This window comes from Castellaniella hirudinis (assembly GCF_047468865.1).
Classification (GTDB): Bacteria; Pseudomonadota; Gammaproteobacteria; order Burkholderiales; family Burkholderiaceae_B; genus Castellaniella; species Castellaniella hirudinis_A.
Window position 1 is genome coordinate 661659 of sequence record NZ_JBLGTV010000001.1, and the last position, 16370, is coordinate 678028.

At 66.1% G+C, this 16370-nt stretch carries 11 protein-coding genes and 1 pseudogene; 3 read left to right on the forward strand and 9 right to left on the reverse strand.

The genetic code is table 11. The features are described from left to right. Window positions 1-16: 16 nt before the first annotated feature. Entirely contained in the window at window positions 17-892 is an 876-nt protein-coding gene (tsf, locus tag ACMHYJ_RS03205) for a translation elongation factor Ts (protein ID WP_414244748.1), read from the reverse strand. 100 nt (window positions 893-992) lie between these two features. After that, entirely contained in the window at window positions 993-1745 is a 753-nt protein-coding gene (gene rpsB, locus ACMHYJ_RS03210) for a 30S ribosomal protein S2 (RefSeq protein WP_414244749.1), read from the reverse strand. A 184-nt stretch (window positions 1746-1929) separates the two neighbouring features. Here rpsB and map point away from each other — a divergent pair, with 184 nt between their 5' ends. The 3 genes and pseudogenes from map (at window position 1930) to ACMHYJ_RS03225 (ending at window position 5874) form a co-directional block, all read left to right on the forward strand. After that, window positions 1930-2742, forward strand: coding sequence for a type I methionyl aminopeptidase (gene map / locus ACMHYJ_RS03215; protein ID WP_414244842.1), 813 nt, complete (start codon window positions 1930-1932; stop codon window positions 2740-2742). After that, a pseudogene (locus tag ACMHYJ_RS03220) lies at window positions 2739-5318 on the forward strand ([protein-PII] uridylyltransferase); the annotation flags it as partial. The gene map and the pseudogene ACMHYJ_RS03220, both read left to right, overlap by 4 nt. Before the next feature lie 64 nt (window positions 5319-5382). After that, on the forward strand, window positions 5383-5874 hold the full coding sequence (locus tag ACMHYJ_RS03225) for a disulfide bond formation protein B (protein WP_414244750.1): 492 nt from the start codon (window positions 5383-5385) through the stop codon (window positions 5872-5874). Window positions 5875-5923: 49 nt separating this feature from the next. Here the strand turns inward: ACMHYJ_RS03225 and purF are convergent, their stop codons facing one another. From purF to aceE, 7 genes are all read right to left on the reverse strand, one after another. Continuing rightward, complete coding sequence (gene purF / locus ACMHYJ_RS03230; RefSeq protein ID WP_414244751.1) at window positions 5924-7426, reverse strand: amidophosphoribosyltransferase; 1503 nt, start codon at window positions 7424-7426, stop codon at window positions 5924-5926. A 30-nt stretch (window positions 7427-7456) separates the two neighbouring features. Continuing rightward, a complete protein-coding gene (locus ACMHYJ_RS03235; protein ID WP_414244752.1) occupies window positions 7457-7945 on the reverse strand; it encodes a CvpA family protein in 489 nt (162 codons plus the stop codon). Beyond that, window positions 7942-8766: an SPOR domain-containing protein gene (locus tag ACMHYJ_RS03240; protein ID WP_414244753.1), complete on the reverse strand. Its 825-nt coding sequence runs from the start codon at window positions 8764-8766 to the stop codon at window positions 7942-7944. The genes ACMHYJ_RS03235 and ACMHYJ_RS03240 overlap by 4 nt, the downstream gene beginning before the upstream one ends. A 46-nt stretch (window positions 8767-8812) precedes the next feature. Further along, a complete protein-coding gene (gene folC, locus ACMHYJ_RS03245) occupies window positions 8813-10219 on the reverse strand; it encodes a bifunctional tetrahydrofolate synthase/dihydrofolate synthase (RefSeq protein WP_414244754.1) in 1407 nt (468 codons plus the stop codon). Window positions 10220-10462: 243 nt separating this feature from the next. Further along, the gene (gene lpdA / locus ACMHYJ_RS03250) at window positions 10463-12247 is read right to left on the reverse strand and encodes a dihydrolipoyl dehydrogenase (protein WP_414244755.1); all 1785 of its coding nucleotides are present in this window, start codon (window positions 12245-12247) and stop codon (window positions 10463-10465) included. A gap of 10 nt (window positions 12248-12257) precedes the next feature. Next, window positions 12258-13613, reverse strand: a complete 1356-nt coding sequence (gene aceF, locus ACMHYJ_RS03255) for a dihydrolipoyllysine-residue acetyltransferase (protein ID WP_414244756.1) — start codon at window positions 13611-13613, stop codon at window positions 12258-12260. Window positions 13614-13627: 14 nt separating this feature from the next. Next, window positions 13628-16336, reverse strand: coding sequence for a pyruvate dehydrogenase (acetyl-transferring), homodimeric type (gene aceE / locus ACMHYJ_RS03260; protein WP_414244757.1), 2709 nt, complete (start codon window positions 16334-16336; stop codon window positions 13628-13630). Between the last annotated feature and the right edge of the window lie 34 nt (window positions 16337-16370).

The window sequence follows — 16370 nt, forward strand, 5'->3', positions numbered from 1 at the left end:
CCCGAAAGCGGGAAAATCAGGAACCGCTGGCGGCGGCGGCGACTTCGGCGGCGAAGTCTTCCGATTTCTTCTCGATGCCCTCGCCGACCACGAACAGGGTGTAGCGATTGATGCGCGCGCCTTTTTCCTTCAGCATTTGTTCGACGGACTGCTTGTCGTTCTTGACGAAGGGCTGGGACAGCAGGGTGACTTCCTTCAGAAATTTCTGCACGGCGCCATCCACCATCTTGGTGACGATCTCGGCGGGCTTGCCGGATTCGGCGGCCTTTTGCTCGGCCACCGAGCGTTCGGCGGCGATCAGGGCGGGATCGACGCCGCCGGCGTCCAGGGCGCGGGGCTTGGTCGCGGCGATGTGCATGGCGAGATCCTTGCCGACCTCGGCGTCGCCGTCAAAGTCGACCAGGACGCCGATGCGGCCGCCGTGCACGTAGCTGTTCAGGGCGTCGACGGTCTCGAAGCGCTGAAAACGGCGCACGGACATGTTTTCACCGATCTTGCCCACCAGCGCGGTGCGGGTGGTTTCGACCGTGCCTTCACCCAGGGCGCAGCTGCCCAGGGCGGCGATATCGGCCGGATTCTGTTCGGCGACCAGGCGGGCCAGGTCGTTGACGAAAGCGATGAAGTCGTCGTTCTTGGCAACGAAGTCGGTTTCGCAGTTGACTTCGATCAGGGCGCCGGTCTTGCCGTCGTCGGCAATGTGCAAGCCCACCAGACCCTCGGCCGTGATGCGGCTGGCCGCCTTGGACGCCTTGCTGCCCAGCTTGACGCGCAGCAGTTCTTCGGCGCGAGCCAGGTCGCCGTCCGATTCGGTCAGGGCTTTTTTGCATTCCATCATCGGCGCGTCGGTCTTTTCGCGCAATTCTTTGACCATGGCAGCGGTAATTTGAGCCATTAGATTCTCCTGTTCGAGCAATGCAGATACCGGCGCACGCCGGTATCGGAGTACCCGCCCGGCAATGGCCAGGGCGGGCCTGGGCGGCATGAAAGAGGGATCAGTCCTCTTGGTGGTCCTGTTCGACCTCGATGAATTCCTCGCCCTCGGCGAGTTCTTCGACCAGGCCATTGAGGCTTTGTTCGCGGCCGGCCAGCACGGCGTCCGCCATGCCGCGGGCATACAAGGCAATCGCCTTGCTGGAATCGTCGTTGCCCGGAATGACGTGATCGATACCTTCGGGAGAATGGTTGGTGTCCACCACGCCCACGACGGGAATCCCCAGCGTGCGGGCTTCGGCCACGGCGATCTTGTGGTAGCCGACGTCGATCACGAACAGGGCTTCGGGCAGCGTGTTCATGTCCTTGATGCCGCCGATGGATTTGTTCAGCTTGGCCAGTTCGCGTTCGAACATGAGCGCTTCTTTCTTGCTCATGTTTTCGGTCAGGCCTTCGGCCTGCTGGGTTTCCATTTCTTTCAGGCGCTTGATGGACGTCTTGACGGTCTTGAAGTTGGTCATCATGCCGCCCAGCCAGCGGCTGTCGACGTAGGGCATGCCGCAGCGCTGGGCTTCGGCCGCGAGGATTTCACGCGCCGAGCGCTTGGTGCCGACGAACAGGACATTGCCGCCGCGCGCCGCCACCTGGCGCAGGAACTGGCTGGCTTCGAGGTATTTCTCGACCGTGCGTTCCAGGTTGACGATGTGGATTTTATTGCGCTGGCCGAAAATGTATTCGGCCATCTTGGGGTTCCAGTAGCGGGTTTGGTGGCCAAAATGGACACCGGCTTCCAGCATGTCGCGCATGAGACTCATAGATTTCTCCAAAGGGTTGGGTCTTGTACAGGGCCAGTATCCGGGACTAACATGGATTAACGGATTGTCCGTTTCCGGTCATCCGGCACGCCAGTCGCAAACACCCATGGACGGCCCTGCACGCTATTTATAGCGAAGCTTATAATTCTACTATTCTTAATACATTTTCGGCAAGTTCCCCATGATTCCACTGATTACAGACCCCCAGGATCTCGACCGGATGCGCGCTGCCTGTCAGGCCGCCGCCAGCATCCTCGACTATCTGGAGCCCCACGTGCGCCCCGGCATCACCACCGGAGAGCTCGACCGCCTGTGCATGGACTACCTGACCAACGTCCTGAAAGTCAAATCGGCCACCGTGGGCTATGCGCCGCCGGGCTACCCCCCCTACCCGGCCTCCATCTGCATTTCGGTCAACCACGTCATCTGCCACGGCATCCCCGGCAACAAAGTGCTGAAAAACGGCGATATCCTCAACATGGACATCACCATCATCAAGGACGGCTGGTTCGGCGACACCAGCCGCATGTACTATGTGGGCGAACCCTCCATCCTGGGCCGCCGCCTGGCCGAGACCACCTACGAATGCATGTGGCTGGGCATCGCCCAGGTGCGGCCGGGGGCCACGCTGGGCGACGTCGGGCACGCCATCCAGAAGCACGCCGAGGCGGCCGGTTTTTCCGTGGTGCACGAATACTGCGGGCACGGGGTGGGCCAGCGCTTCCACCAAGACCCCCAGGTGCTGCATTACGGCAAGCCGGGCACCGGGCTGCGCCTGCAGGCCGGCATGATCTTCACCATCGAACCCATGATCAACGCCGGGCGGCGCGAAATCCGCACCCTGGCCGACCAATGGACCGTCGTCACGCGCGACCACAGCCTGTCGGCCCAATGGGAGCACAGCATCCTGGTCACCGACGACGGCTACGAAGTCCTGACCGTGTCGCCCGGCATGCCGGCGCCCCCCGCCTTCATCCAGGCCGCCACCCCCGCATGACCAGCCCGCTGCGGGACGGCCTCGCCGCCCTGCGCAGCCAATTGCTGACGCAGCGCGCTCAGGCCATCGCGGCCTACCGTCGGCACTTGCGCCCGGACGCCCTGCTGACCGCCCTGCGCCGGATCGCCGACGACGGGGTGCGGGCCTTGCTGCAAACGCACCCCGCGCCGGCGGGCGCCTGCGTGGCTGCGGTGGGGGGCTATGGGCGCGGCGAACTCTACCCCGGATCCGACCTGGACATCCTGATCGTGCTTGAACGCCGGCCGGATGCACGCGACCGCGAACGGGTGGAAGCCCTGGTGGCCGCCCTGTGGGACATCGGGCTGGAGCCCGGCCACAGCGTGCGCACCGTGGCGCAGTGCCAGGCCGAGGCGGCGGCCGACATCACGGTGCAGACCGCCTTGCTGGAAGCCCGCTGGCTGACGGGCAACCGGGCCTTGTTCCAGCAGTTTCGCCGGCAGATGCAGGCCAGCCTGGATCCCTGCGAATTTTTCCTGGCCAAGCGCACGGAAATGCAGCAGCGCCATGCGCGGCATCAGGACACGCCCTACGCGCTGGAGCCCAACTGCAAAGAGTCGCCGGGCGGCCTGCGCGACCTGCAAGTGCTGCTGTGGCTGGCCCGGGCGGCGGGCCTGGGCGACACCTGGCACGCGGTCGCCGCCACCGACTTGCTGACCGCCGCCGAATTCCGCTCGCTGCGACGGGCCGAACAGGCGTTCAAGCGCCTGCGCATCGAGCTGCACCTATTGGCCGGGCGGCGCGAAGACCGCGTCCTGTTCGATCTGCAGCCCCGCCTGGCGCAAATCTACGGCTTCAAGGATCAATCGCACCGGCGCGCCAGCGAGCTGCTGATGCAGCGCTATTACTGGGCCGCCCGGGTGGTGTGTCAAGTCAACCGCCTGCTGATGCAAAGCCTGGAAGAACATCTGTTTCCCCAGCCGCATGCGCCCGCCATCGCGCTGGACGACGACTTTCTTGCCCTGCGCGGGCGGCTGGCCCCGCGCCGCGCCGACGCGTTCGAGCGCAATCCGGCCCTGCTGCTGCGCGTGTTCCTGGTGCGCCAGCAACACCCCGAACTGCAGGGCATGACGGCGGGCACCCTGCGCGCCATCTGGCATGCGCGCCGCCTGATCGACCATCAGTTCCGCAGCAATCCGGTCAACCGGCGCCAATTCCTGCAAATCCTGCAGCAGCCCCAGGGCATTGTCCACGCCTTGCGCGACATGACGATGTGGAACATCCTGCCGCGCTATCTGCCCGTCTTCCGGCGCATCGTGGGGCAAATGCAGCACGACCTGTTCCATGCCTATACGGTGGATCAGCACATCCTGATGGTGATCCGCAACCTGCGGCGCTTCACCATGCCCGAGCACGCCCAGGAGCACCCCCTGGCCAGCCAACTGATCGCCGACCTGGACGAACACTGGCTGCTGTATCTCGCCGCCCTGTTCCACGACATCGCCAAGGGGCGCGGCGGCGACCACTCGCAGTTGGGCGCCGAGGACATGCGCCGGTTCGCGCACCAGCATCAGCTCGATCCAGAACAGACCGACTTCCTGGTGTTCCTGGTGCGCGAGCACCTGAGCCTGTCGCAAGTCGCTCAGAAACGGGATCTCAGCGACCCCCAAACCATCCATGCCTTCGCCGCACTGGTCGGCACGCAGCGCCGCCTGGCGGCCCTGTATCTGCTGACCGTGGCGGATATCCGCGGCACCAGCCCGAAGGTCTGGAACAGCTGGAAGGCCAAGCTGCTGGAAGACCTGTACCACCAGACGCTATCCGCCCTGGGCGGGGCGCGGCCCGACACCGGCACGATCCTGGCCTTGCGCAAGGAAGCCGCCGCGGCTGAAATCCGCCGTCTGGGCCTGCGCGACGAAAGCCGCGAGGCCTTCTGGTCGCAGCTGGACGTGGCTTATTTCCTGCGCCACGAAGCCCATGAAATCGCCTGGCACACCCGCCACCTGTACCATTGCTTCCAGGGCCCCGACCCGGTGGTGCGCGTCCGGCTGCTGGGCCAAAGCCAGGCCCTGCAGGTGCTGGCCTACGCCCCGGATCGGGCCGACCTGTTCATGGACATCTGCACCTACTTCGACCGCCACGGGGTCAGCATCCAGGACGCCCGCATCCACACCACGCGCCAGGGCTGGGCGCTGGACAGCTTCATCGTTCTGCTGCCCGACACGGACCCGGACTATCGTGCGCACGCCACCCTGATCGAGCACGAGCTGCTGCAGGCCCTGCGAGATCCCGCCGCCGGCGCGGCGGAGGCCGGCGCCTGGCGCCGGGGTTCGCGGCGCGCGCGCGTATTCCCGATCGTGCCCGTCATCGGCCTGCACGCCGACGAGCCGGGGGGGGCCTGGCGCCTGTCGGTCACGGCCGCCGACCGGGTCGGCCTGCTGCACGACCTGGCCCGCGTCTTCGCCCGGCATGCCATCAACCTCAAAATGGCCAAGATCATGACCCTGGGCGACCGCATCGAGGATATTTTCATCATCCAGGGCGAGTCGCTGGAAAACCCGCGCACCCAGCGGCTCTTTGAGCGCCACCTGTTCGACGCCCTGGCCGGGGATGCGCCGGCGCCGCACACGCCCGCCACCGGGTACACTTCACCCCATCCTTTTTCGCATGCCGCCGCTCCCCATGAAGATCACCGCCTCAGATAAAATCCTGCAATCCATCGCCTTGCTGTGCCTGGCCGCCGTGGGCGTCGCCCTGGTCTCCCAGCATGTTTTCGGCATGCGCCCTTGCGCCTGGTGCGTGCTGCAGCGGCTGATTCTGCTGGCCATCGCCGCCGTGTGCGGCCTGGCCGGAACGGGCTGGGGGGCCGCCTGGGCGCGACGCGCGGGGGCGGCGCTGGGCCTGGCCCTGTCCCTGTCGGGGGTCGTGGCGGCCTGGTATCAATACACGGTGGCCGCGCACGCGTTTTCCTGCGCCCAGACCTTTGCCGATGTCTTCATGACGCAGTCGGGCCTGGATGCCGCCCTGCCCTGGCTGTTTGGCATCTACGCCACCTGCGCGGACGCCCGGGTCAGTCTGCTGGGGGTGGAATATGCCCTGTGGGGCCTGCTGCTGTTCGTCGTCAGCGGCCTCCTGGCCCTGTGGGTGCTGCTGCGCCCCGCCGCCCGTCCTTGATGTCTTGATGCCTTGATGCCGCCGGGGGCGGACAGCCCCCCGAATGGCGTCAGGCGTCGTCCACGGGGGCCACCATGGCCCCCGAGCGCAGGGGCTGGCCACGGCTTTGGCTCAGGCGCTGCAGGTAGGCTTCGTCGATGTCGCCCGTCACGTACTGGCCGCTGAAGCACGACGACTCAAACGCCGTCAGGGCGGGGTTCAGGTCGCGCAGCGACTGTTCCAGATCGTCCAGATCCTGGTAGACCAGGCCGTCCGCGCCGATCTCGCGGGCCACTTGCCGCGTGTCGCGGCCCGTGGCGATCAACTCGGCCTGGGTGGGCATGTCGATGCCGTACACATTGGGATAGCGCACGGCGGGCGCCGCCGAGGCGAAATACACTTTGTTGGCCCCCGCCGCCCGCGCCATATCGACGATTTCACGGCTGGTGGTGCCGCGCACGATCGAATCGTCCACCAGCAGCACGTTCTTGCCGCGGAATTCCAGGTCGATGGCACTGAGCTTCTGGCGCACGGATTTCTTGCGCACGGCCTGGCCTGGCATGATGAATGTGCGCCCGACGTAACGGTTCTTGATGAAGCCTTCGCGGTAGTTCAGCCCCAAATGCGACGCCAGCTGCATGGCCGAGGGCCGGGAGGAATCGGGGATCGGCATGACCACGTCGATATCGCCTAGGCGCAGGGATTTCGCCACGTTGTCGGCCAGGTACTCACCCATCTGCAGCCGGGCGTCATAGACCGAGATGCCGTCCATGACGGAGTCCGGCCGGGCGAAGTAGACGTACTCGAACACACAGGGCGTCTGCACCTGGCCGGGTTCGACGCACAGTTCGTGGCTGAGTTCGCCGTCTTCGGTGATGACCAGGGCCTCGCCCGGGGCCACGTCGCGCACCAGGTTGAAGCCGCTGCCGGTCAGGGCGACGGATTCCGAAGCCAGCATCCACTCGACACCCGCCTCGGTGTCGTGCCGCCCCAGGCACAGGGGCCGGATGCCGTGCGGATCACGAAACGCCACCATGCCGAAGCTGCTGATGCGGGCGATCACGGCATAGGCCCCCTTGGCGCGGCGATGCACGGCGCGCACGGCCTGGAATACCGCATGGGCATCCAGCGTGACGCCATCGGAGGCCTGCTGCAGTTCGTGGGCGAATACATTGAGCAGCACTTCGGAATCGGAATTGGTGTTGATGTGGCGGCGGTCGTGTTTGAACAGGGCCTCGCGCAGTTCGCGCCAGTTGGTCAGGTTGCCGTTGTGCACAAAGGTGATGCCAAAAGGCGCATTGACATAAAACGGCTGGGCCTCGTCCACGCTGGCGCTGGATCCCGCCGTCGGGTAGCGCACCTGCCCCAGGCCGCTGTTCCCCGGCAAGGCCCGCATGTTGCGGGTGCGAAACACGTCGCGCACCAGGCCATGGGCCTTGTGCATGCTGAAGTACGCGTCATGCGCCGTAGCGATGCCGGCGGCATCCTGACCGCGATGCTGCAAGAGCAACAGGCTATCGTAAATCAGTTGATTGACGGGCGCCTGGCCCATCACCCCCACAATTCCACACATGCTGATTGGTATCCGTAAAGACGATGAAGACTAATAAGGAAGCAGCTGCGCGACATCGGACGGCAGCATCAATTTGATTTGCTGGAAACCCCGGACCAGGCCATCCACGGTGCGCGCCTGCTGCCACCAGGGTTCCCGGGGAAGTTCGGTGTAGCCCGCCAACCCCACCAGGGCCAGCACCAGCACCAGCCCGCGCACCAGCCCGAACACGGCGCCCAGGCCGTGGTCGGCCGGCGTCAGCCCGGTGCGATCCACCAGCGCCCCCAGGGCCATGTTGAGCAGGCCGACGGCGAACAGGGTCAGGACGAACACCGCGCCGTAGGCGACCAGGGTGCGCAGCAAGCCGTTTTCGATCAACGTATCCAGCCACACCGATGCGCCGGGCCCCCACCAGATGGCGGCGACGAATGCCGCCACATAGGCAATCAGGGACAGGACCTCCCGAAGAAATCCGCGCAGCAGGCCGATCAGGCTGGAGACCAGCACGATGACCAGGACGATGTAGTCGAAGCTGGTCACTTGTCGGAGATGAGGCCGTTTTGATAGCCCAGCGCCCGCAGCCGGGTCTGGGCCGCCTGGGCGGCTTCGTGCGAACCGAACGGCCCGACGCGCAGGCGATAGACGGTGCGCCCGCCGGATTGGCCGCGCTCGACGTAGGCGTCCGTGACGCCGGCCTGGCGCAGGTTGTCGCGCCGCGCCTGCGCGTCTTGTTCTGTCGTGTAGGCGGCCACCTGCAGATAGTATCTGCCCGAGGCGGCCGGGCGAGCGGCGGGTTGAGCGGCCGAGGGGGCCTTGCCCGCCAACAGGGCCAGGGCCACGGAGCCGTCATCCGTGCGCTCGGCCGGCTTGGGGGCGGGTTTGGGCTTGGCAGGTTCGGTGTCCGGCTTGGGCGGCGCCTGCGGGGCGGCTGGCGCCGCGCTTGGCGCAGTGGCGGCCGGCGGATTGCCGGCCGCCGGGGCCTGCGGAACCGTCGAAGCCGCCGGATCGGCGGGCTCGGGCGTGTCGGCGGCGACCAGCCCTTCGCCGCCGGCGGGCTGGCCGGCGGCGGTGTCGGCAGCGACCGCGCCGCTGGCCGCCGGCGCATCGTCTGGCGGGCCGTTGTCCGCCCACTGCGGCGGCAGGCCGTCGGGCGCGGCGGGCACCACGATGGGGGCCTGCGGGTGTTCGGGGAGAGAAGGTTCGTCGAACAGCCACGGCACGGCAATGAAGGCCGCCAGCACCAGGGCCAGCGCGCCGATCAGGCGGCGCCGGGCCTTGGTGCGGAGTTCTTTGAGCTGGGCCGCGCTACCGGCGCGTGAGGATGCGCGTTTATCCGAACCGGACCCCTGGCGAAAAAACATCGTGCAGCTTACCCATTAGCAAGGGCAGGCCAGCACGCCCGCCCGATCAAGAAAGCACGTCCCGGCCTTCGAAGCGCAGAACCTGCAGTACCGGGCCAACGGTGGCGAACGACCCGAATACGAGAATTCTATCATTGTCGGTGGCCAGCCGACGGGCCTCGGCAAAGGCTTGTTCCGCACTGTCAAAAGTGGATACTTGTACGTCCCGGGCCTGGATCGCGGGGCGCGGGGCGGCGCGCACGCCGGGCTTGTGGTCGCCGCGCTTGAGCTCGGCGGTCTGCGCCACGAAGGCATCGACTGGCGCGACGTCGCCCGTGATGCGGCGCACGATGTCGGCGAGTTCCTGGGCCGTGGTGCCGCGCGGCCCATCGAGGGTGGCGCACAGCCAGCGATCCACGCGCCGGGTCAGGCGCGACAGGGTGGCTTCGATTTCCTTGTCGTGCAGCATGCCCACCACCGCGTAGGTGTGGGGATAATGCCCCATGCTGTCCAGGTTCTGGCCCAGGGCCGCCGCCGCGTGCGGATTGTGCCCCACGTCCAGAATGGTGGCCGGCAGGCCCGGCAGGATCTGCATGCGCCCGGGCAGGCTGACGTGCAGCAGGCCCTGGCGCACGTTCTGCTGGGTCACCACCAGGCGGTCGCGCAGGTTTTCCAGCGCGGCCAGGGCGGCGGCGGCATTGATCAGCTGGTTGGCCCCGCGCAGGGCCGGATAGCCCAGGGCGTTGCGCCGCTGCCCTCGCCCGCCGTAGGCCCACTGCTGGCGATCGCCCGAATAGTTGAAATCGATCCCGAAGCGCCAGAGATCGGCACCGATTTCCTGGGCATAGTCGATCACGGTCTGGGGCGGAACGGGGTCGGCGCAGATGGCGGGCTTCCCGGGGCGGAAAATATGCGCTTTTTCCCAGCCGATGGCCTCGCGGGTGTCCCCCAGGTAGGCGGTGTGATCCAGATCCACGCTGGTCAGAACCGCACAGTCCGTGTCGATCAGGTTGACAGCGTCCAGGCGGCCGCCCAGGCCGACTTCCAGCACCACCACGTCCAGCGGGGTCTGCTGAAACAGCAGCAGCGCGGCCAGGGTGGTCATTTCAAAGTAGGTCAGCGTGGTTTCGCCGCGCGCGGCCTCGATGCGTTCGAGCTGGGCCACGATGTCGGCATCGCCGGCCTCCTGGCCATTGATGCGGATGCGCTCGTTGAAGCGCAGCAGGTGCGGCGAGGTGTACTGGCCCACGCGATAGCCGGCATCCAGCAAGATGGCCTCCAGCATGGCGCAAGTGGAGCCCTTGCCATTGGTGCCCGCCACGGTGATCTTGACGCAATCCAGGGACAGATCCAATTGCCGGGCCACCCGGCGGATACGATCCAGCCCGAGATCAATGGCCTTGGGATGCAGGGTTTCAAGATAAGCCAGCCAATCGGCCAGCGGCGCACCGGATGCGGGAGCGGAAGTAGACATGAGTAGGCGAACCACAAAGAAAAACGGCAGGTGCCGATAGTAGCACCTGCCATGAATCAAACCACACAGTACCCCTGCTGCAGATGGCCCTTCGCCGCCGGGCCGCATCCAAGCAGCTTGCAAGCTGCGCGGTGGACAGCAAGCCGAAAGGCGCAGCGTGGGGGCCCCCTTCGCCACCGGGCCGCCCCAAGGCGAAGGCGCCCCCCTGGGGGGCAGCAAGCCGAAGGCGCAGCGTGGGGGCCCTTATTTCCGGCGTGCAGGCGGCACGTCGGTGCAATGCCCGTCGGCGACTTCGGCGGCCATGCCGATGGATTCGCCCAGTGTCGGGTGCGGGTGGATGGTCTTGCCGATATCCACGGAATCCGCGCCCATTTCGATGGCCAGGGCCACTTCGCCGATGAGATCGCCCGCATGGGTGCCGACGATGCCGCCCCCCAGGATGCGCCCGGTCTCGGCGTCGAACAGCAGCTTGGTAAAGCCTTCGTCGCGGCCATTGGCGATGGCGCGCCCCGAAGCTTGCCAGGGGAACAGGCCCTTTTTGACCGCGACGCCGTCTTGCTTGGCGGCTTCCTCGGTGAGGCCCACCCAGGCGACTTCGGGATCGGTGTAGGCCACGGAGGGAATCACGCGGGCATCGAAATAGGCTTTTTCGCCCGCGATGACTTCGGCGGCGACGTGGGCTTCGTGCACGGCCTTGTGGGCCAGCATGGGTTGGCCCACGATATCGCCGATGGCGTAGATATGCGGCACATTGGTGCGCATTTGCTTATCGACCGCGATGAAGCCCCGGTCGCCGACCGCCACCCCGGCGTTTTCCGCCCCGATGGCCTTGCCATTGGGCGCGCGGCCCACGGCCTGCAGCACCAGGTCGTAGCGCTGGGGTTCCTTGGGGGCGGCTTCGCCTTCGAAGGTGACCCAGATGCCGTCGTCCTTGGCTTCGGCCGCCACGGTCTTGGTCTTGAGCATGACGTGGTCGAAGCGCTTGGCGTTCATTTTGTCCCAGACCTTGACCAGATCGCGGTCCGCGCCCGTCATGAGGGTGGGCAGCATTTCGACCACATCCAGGCGCGCGCCCAGGGCGGAATACACGGTGCCCATTTCCAGGCCGATGATGCCCCCGCCGACGATCAGCATGCGCTGCGGCACGGATTTGAGCGCCAGCGCGCCGGTGGAATCGACGATGCGGGGATCGTCGGGCAGGAACGGCAGTTTCACCGACTGGCTGCCCGCCGCGATGATGGCCGAGGCGAACTTGACGGTGGTCTGCTTGCCGTCGTCCGCCGTGACCGTGAGGTGATGCGGGTCGGCGAAGGCGCCCCGGCCCCGGATGACCGTGACCTTGCGCGCCTTGGCCATGCCGGCCAGGCCGCCGGTGAGCTTGCCCACCACGCTGTCCTTGTAGCCGCGCAGGGCGTCGAGGTCGATTTCGGGCTGACCGAAGCGGATGCCGTGGGCGGCGATGGCCTGGGCTTCTTCCAGCACCCCCACGGTGTGCAGCAGCGCCTTGGAGGGAATGCAGCCCACATTGAGGCACACCCCGCCCAGGGTGGCGTAGCGTTCGACCAGGACGACCTTCAGGCCCAGGTCGGCGGCCCGGAAGGCGGCGGAATAGCCGCCCGGGCCGGCGCCCAGCACCAGCACATCGCAATCGGCGTCCGCCGCGCCCGCGTATTGGGCCGCGGCGGGGGCGGCCACCGGCGCTGCCGCGGGCGCGGCGGCCGGGGCGGTGGTGCCAGGGGCGGTTGCCGGCGCGGCATCGGCCGCAGCGGGCGCCGCCGGGGCGGCCGCGCCGTCGGATTCCACCTTGAGAATGGCCGTGCCCTGGGCGACCTTGTCGCCCACCTTGACGAGGATTTCCTTGACCACGCCCGCCTGGTCGGACGGGATTTCCATCGAAGCTTTGTCGGATTCGACGGTGATCAGGCTTTGTTCGGGGGCGATGGTATCGCCCACCGCCACCAGAATCTCGATGACATCGACCTGGTCGAAATCACCGATGTCCGGCACATTGACGTCGTTGATGCTCATGCGTGCCCCCTTACAGAATGATGCGGCGGAAGTCCGCCAGCAAACCGCCCAGATAGGCATTGAAGCGCGCCGCCGCCGCCCCGTCGATGACGCGGTGGTCGTAGGACAGCGACAGCGGCAGCATCAGGCGGGGTTGGAAGGCCTTGCCGTCCCAGACCGGCTGCATGCTGGAGCGCGACACGCCCAGGATGGCGACTTCGGGCGCATTGATGATGGGCGTGAAGTCGGTGCCGCCGATGCCGCCCAGGGACGAGATCGAGAAGCACCCGCCTTGCATCTGCGCGGGCGAGAGCTTGCCGTCGCGCGCCAGCGCGGCGAGCTCGGAGGTTTCGGTGGCGATTTCCAGCACGCCCTTTTTGTCGGCATCGCGGATGACGGGCACCACCAGGCCATTGGGCGTGTCCGCCGCAAAGCCGATGTGGTAGTAGTGCTTGAGCACCAGATTGTCGCCGTCCAGCGACGCGTTGAAGTCCGGGAATTTCTTCAGGGCGGCGACCACGGCCTTGACCAGGAAGGCCAGCATGGTGACCTTGATGCCGGCCTTTTTGTTTTCAGCATTGAGCTGCTGGCGCAGGGCTTCGAGGTCGGTGATGTCGGCCACGTCGTTGTTGGTGACGTGGGGGATCATGACCCAGTTGCGGTGCAGGTTGGCACCGGAAATTTTCTTGATGCGCGACAGGGGCCGAGCTTCGATTTCGCCGAACTTGGCGAAATCGACCTTGGGCCAGCCCAGCACGCTGAAGCCTTCGCCGCCCGGCAGGGTGGAGCCCACCGGACTGGCGCCCCCCGTGGCCAGCGCCTGCTTGACGTAGGCGCGGACGTCATCGGCCGTGATGCGGTTTTTCGCGCCGCTGCCCGTGACCTGGGCCAGGTTGACGCCCAGTTCGCGGGCGAACTTGCGCACCGAGGGCGACGCATGCGGCAGATTGCGCAGGGGGACTTCGGCCTCGGCGTATGCCGCCGTCGGCGACGTGCGTCCCGATGCGCCGGCAGCCGGCGCCGGGGCCGGGGCCGGCGCCGCAGCGGCGGCGGGCGCGGTGGTTTCTTCGGGGGCCGCCGCCGGCGCGGCGGGCGCGGCTTCGGCCTTGGCCGCCGGGGCCGGTTCGGCCGGCGCGGCGGCGGCTTCGTCGGCCTCGACTTCGAGGATGACGGCGCCTTCGGCGACCTTGTCGCCGACCTTGACCTTCAGGGTCTTGACCACCCCGCCCTGCGAGGCGGGGATCTCCATCGAGGCCTTATCGGATTCGACGGTGATCAGGCTTTGTTCGGCGGCGATGGTATCGCCCACCGCCACCAGGATTTCAATGACGTCGACTTCGTCGAAATCACCGATATCGGGGACTTTGATTTCCACGGTTGAGCTCATGTTGTCCGTCCTCCTCAGGCGTGATGCGGGTTGGCCTTGTTGGCGTCAATCCCGTATTTTTTGATGGCTTCCGCGCACTTGGCGATGTCGAGCTTGCCTTCGTCGGCCAGGCTGCGCAAGGCGGCCAGCACGATGAAGTGGCGGTCGATCTCGAAGTGCTTGCGCAATTCGGAGCGGAAGTCGGAGCGGCCGTAGCCGTCGGTGCCCAGCACCTTGAAATGGCGGCCGTCGGGGATGAACGGACGGATCATGTCGCCATAGGCCTTGATGTAGTCGGTGGAGACAATGATGGGGCCCTTGGTGTTTTTCAGCTGCTGCGTGACGTAGGGCACCTGGGGGGTTTCGGTCGGGTGCAGCAGGTTGTGGCGCTCGACGTCCATCCCGTCGCGGCGCAGTTCGGTAAAGCTGGTGGCGCTCCAGACGTCCGAGGTGATGCCCCAGTCTTGTTCGAGGAGTTCCTGGGCCGCCATGATTTCGCGCAGAATCGTGCCCGACCCCATCAGCTGGACGTGCAGGTCGCCCGATTTCTCGCTGGACTGCAACTTGTACATGCCGCGCAGGATGCCTGCTTCGTCGCCGGCCTTGAGGCCGGGCTGGGCGTAGTTTTCGTTCATGACGGTGATGTAGAAGAACACGTCTTCCTGATCGTGCATCATGCGCTGCAGGCCGCTGCGGATGATGACCGCGACTTCGTGGGCGAAGGCGGGATCGTAGGCCACGCAGTTGGGAATGAGCGAGGCCTGGATGTGGCTGTGGCCGTCTTCGTGCTGCAGGCCCTCGCCGTTGAGCGTGGTGCGCCCCGCCGTGCCGCCCAGCACGAAGCCCCGGGCCAGCATGTCGCCCGCCGCCCAGGCGTGGTCGCCGAAGCGCTGGAACCCGAACATCGAGTAGTAGATGAAGAACGGGATCATGATGGTGTTGCTGACGGAATACGACGTCGCCGCCGCGATCCAGGAGCTGAAGCCACCGGCCTCGTTGATGCCTTCCTGCAGCAGCTGGCCGTTTTCGGCTTCGCGGTAGTACATCACCTGGCCCTTGTCGACCGGCACGTACTTCTGCCCTTCGGGGGCATAGATGCCGATCTGGCGGAACAGGCCTTCCATCCCGAAGGTGCGGGATTCATCGACCAGGATGGGCACGACGCGCGGAGCCAGGGCCTTGTCGCGCAGGATCTGGTTGAGTACCCGCACAAAGGCCTGGGTGGTGGAGATTTCGCGGCCTTCGGCGGTGGGTTCGAGCACGGCCTTGAAGGCGTCCAGATCGGGCACCGGCAGGGCTTCATCGGCCTTTTGGCGGCGGTGCGGCAGGTAGCCGCCCAGCGCCTTGCGGTGCTCGTGCAGGTATTTCATTTCGGGCGAGTCGTCCGCCGGCTTGAAATATGGGATGTCATCGACCTGGTCGTCGGGCACGGGAATATTGAAGCGGTCGCGGAATTCGCGCACCGAGTCGATGTCCAGTTTCTTTTGCTGGTGCGTGGGGTTCTTGGCCTGGCCGACGTGGCCCATGCCGTAGCCCTTGATGGTCTTGGCCAGGATCACGGAGGGCTGGCCCTTGTGGCCGACGGCGGCGGCAAAAGCCGCGTAGACCTTGTGCGGATCGTGGCCGCCGCGATTCAGGCGCCAGACGTCTTCGTCGCTCATGCGGCTGACCATTTCCAACAGCTTGGGGTGTTTGCCGAAGAATTTTTCGCGCACGAACTTGCCGTCGTTGGCTTTGTAGGCCTGGTATTCGCCATCGACGGTTTCTTCCATGACGCGGCGCAGGATGCCTTCTTTGTCGCGGGCGAACAAAGGATCCCAGTAGCCGCCCCAGATGAGTTTCAGGACGTTCCAGCCGTTGCCGCGGAAAGCGCCTTCCAGTTCCTGGATGATCTTGCCGTTGCCGCGCACCGGGCCGTCCAGGCGCTGCAGATTGCAGTTGACGACGAAGATGAGGTTGTCGAGCTTTTCACGCGAGGCCAGGCCGATGGCGGCCAGGGATTCGGGTTCGTCGATTTCGCCGTCCCCCAGGAAGACCCAGACCTTGCGATCGGCCGTATTGGCCAGGCCGCGGGCATGCAGGTACTTGAGAAAACGGGCCTGGTAAATGGCCATCATGGGCCCCAGGCCCATCGACACTGTGGAAAACTGCCAGAAGCTGGGCATCAGCTTCGGGTGGGGATAGGAGGACAGGCCCTTGCCCTGGCCGCCGACTTCCTGGCGGAACCAATCGAGGTTTTCTTCGGTCAGGCGGCCTTCGAGGAAGGCGCGCGAGTACATCCCCGGCGACGAGTGCCCCTGGAAATAGACCAGATCACCGCCGTGGTCGGCGGATTCCGCGTGCCAGAAATGGTTCTGGCCGCATTCGATCATGGTGGCCAGCGAGGCGAACGAGGCGATGTGCCCGCCCAGGCTGCCGCCATCGGCGGGCTCGTGCTTGTTGGCCTTGACGACCATCGCCATGGCGTTCCAGCGGATATAGGAGCGGATGCGTTCTTCGAGCACCATATTGCCCGGGTGCGGCGGTTCGAGCCCGGGGGGGATCGTATTGACGTAGGCTGTATTCAGCGAATAGGGAATATGGGCGCCGGAGCGGCGGGCGAGATCGATCAGGTTTTCGATCAGAAAGTGGGCGCGGTCGGCCCCTTCGCGGTCGAGCACGGCTTCGAGGGCGTCGAGCCATTCCTGAGTTTCTTGTTTGTCGGTATCCGCAATCGCGGCGTTGGCTTGTTCAAGAGAGGACATAGGGGTGTGTCTCCTGGGGTGTGGTTCGAGGACG

Bases quoted from the DNA above. Each gene is read 5' to 3' on its own strand.
- tsf (WP_414244748.1), bottom strand. From the start codon at position 892: ATGGCTCAAATTACCGCTGCCATGGTCAAAGAATTGCGCGAAAAGACC.
- rpsB (WP_414244749.1), bottom strand. From the start codon at position 1,745: ATGAGTCTCATGCGCGACATGCTGGAAGCCGGTGTCCATTTTGGCCAC.
- ACMHYJ_RS03225 (WP_414244750.1), top strand. From the start codon at position 5,383: ATGAAGATCACCGCCTCAGATAAAATCCTGCAATCCATCGCCTTGCTG.
- purF (WP_414244751.1), bottom strand. From the start codon at position 7,426: ATGTGTGGAATTGTGGGGGTGATGGGCCAGGCGCCCGTCAATCAACTG.
- ACMHYJ_RS03240 (WP_414244753.1), bottom strand. From the start codon at position 8,766: ATGTTTTTTCGCCAGGGGTCCGGTTCGGATAAACGCGCATCCTCACGC.
- folC (WP_414244754.1), bottom strand. From the start codon at position 10,219: ATGTCTACTTCCGCTCCCGCATCCGGTGCGCCGCTGGCCGATTGGCTG.
- lpdA (WP_414244755.1), bottom strand. From the start codon at position 12,247: ATGAGCATCAACGACGTCAATGTGCCGGACATCGGTGATTTCGACCAG.
- aceF (WP_414244756.1), bottom strand. From the start codon at position 13,613: ATGAGCTCAACCGTGGAAATCAAAGTCCCCGATATCGGTGATTTCGAC.
- aceE (WP_414244757.1), bottom strand. From the start codon at position 16,336: ATGTCCTCTCTTGAACAAGCCAACGCCGCGATTGCGGATACCGACAAA.